The sequence below is a fragment of the Vibrio sp. 10N.261.51.C6 genome, from assembly GCF_041471785.1.
In the GTDB taxonomy this organism is placed as follows: Bacteria; Pseudomonadota; Gammaproteobacteria; order Enterobacterales; family Vibrionaceae; genus Vibrio; species Vibrio crassostreae_C.
In genome coordinates, this window is record NZ_JBFRPB010000078.1 from 1 (window position 1) to 1195 (window position 1195).

The 1195-nt window shown below is 43.8% G+C and carries 1 protein-coding gene and 1 pseudogene; one reads left to right on the forward strand and one right to left on the reverse strand.

Going from position 1 to position 1195, the window contains the following annotated elements; genetic code table 11:
* Positions 1-390: pseudogene (locus tag AB4375_RS19605) on the reverse strand (IS4 family transposase); the annotation flags it as partial.
* 53 nt (positions 391-443) lie between these two features.
* Here AB4375_RS19605 and AB4375_RS19610 point away from each other — a divergent pair.
* Positions 444-1195: transposase (locus AB4375_RS19610; protein WP_372052360.1), on the forward strand; the 752-nt coding region annotated here is incomplete at its 3' end.

Below are 1195 nucleotides of genomic sequence, written 5' to 3' on the forward strand. Positions count from 1 at the left end.
GTGGAAAGAGCTGCCATCTTGAAGCAGTACATCATCAAAGGTGTCGAGCTTATTTGGTAGACCGACATTCTGCTGGCGAGCAAATTGAGCTATTGCTCGAATAACAAGTTGCCGCATGAAATTAGGAAACTCATTTTTCCTCAACTGGTTATGGTAAGGCTTGTATGCCACGGCACCTTCAGGGCTCAAGCACATCCCATTGAATTGTCGCAGTAAATCCGCAATGGAAGTGCAGTTTCCTTTGCTTAACGCGGCCACTAAGCTAATGACTAGCTGCTCGGGTAATATCGCCCGACACCGTTTCATCAGGCCTGTACTTTTCGCCATTTTTTGGAGGGTGTCAGCATTAAAGAATTGCTTAAATTGCTTCTGTAAGGAGATAATCGTCATCGGCTTCACTATTGATGTAGGTAGTTTGTTTGGCGACGATTATCTGATCATAAATGAAGCCTTTTTTCTATCTAAATAAACAAGAGCGATTCAATTGGGTCGTGCATAGCTACTGTTTAATGACCAATCATTACCATCTACTCGTCGAAACTCCTGATGGGAACTTAAGTAAGGGAATGCGTCAGCTTAATGGTGTGTATACCCAAAAGTTCAATAGAAAACATAACCGAGTCGGTCATCTATACCAAGGTCGCTTTAAAGCCATTTTAGTCGACAAAGACGCTTATCTATTGGAAGTGGGACGTTACATTTTACTTAACCCCGTTCGTGCAAATATAGTGGATACACCGAACGAATATGAGTGGATCAGTTGGCCTTTTGTTACTGGTTTAAAAGAGTCACCAGACTGGCTAGCGGTTGATCAAACCTTGTTTCAATTTGGCCGCCAGAGAAATAAGGCTGTTGAGAAATACAAGCAATTCGTTTTCGAGGGGGTTGGTAAGCCACTATGGACAGGATTAAAGCAGCAGGTGTACCTAGGCAGTGATGAGTTTGTGAACAGTCATCTTCCTAATTTGAATTTAGCAGAGGGAGATATCAAAGAGGTTCCGGCAAAACAGCGACGTGCTAAACCTCTTTCGCTAAAGGAGTACCAAGACTCAGCGCCTAGTAGAAATGATGCCATTATTGCTGCATTTAATAGCGGTGGCTATACGCAAAAGCAAATAGGGAATCACTTCGACTTACATTATTCACGAGTCAGCCGTATAGTGGCAAAAGGCAAGACCTGCCCCCCCCCCCCCCC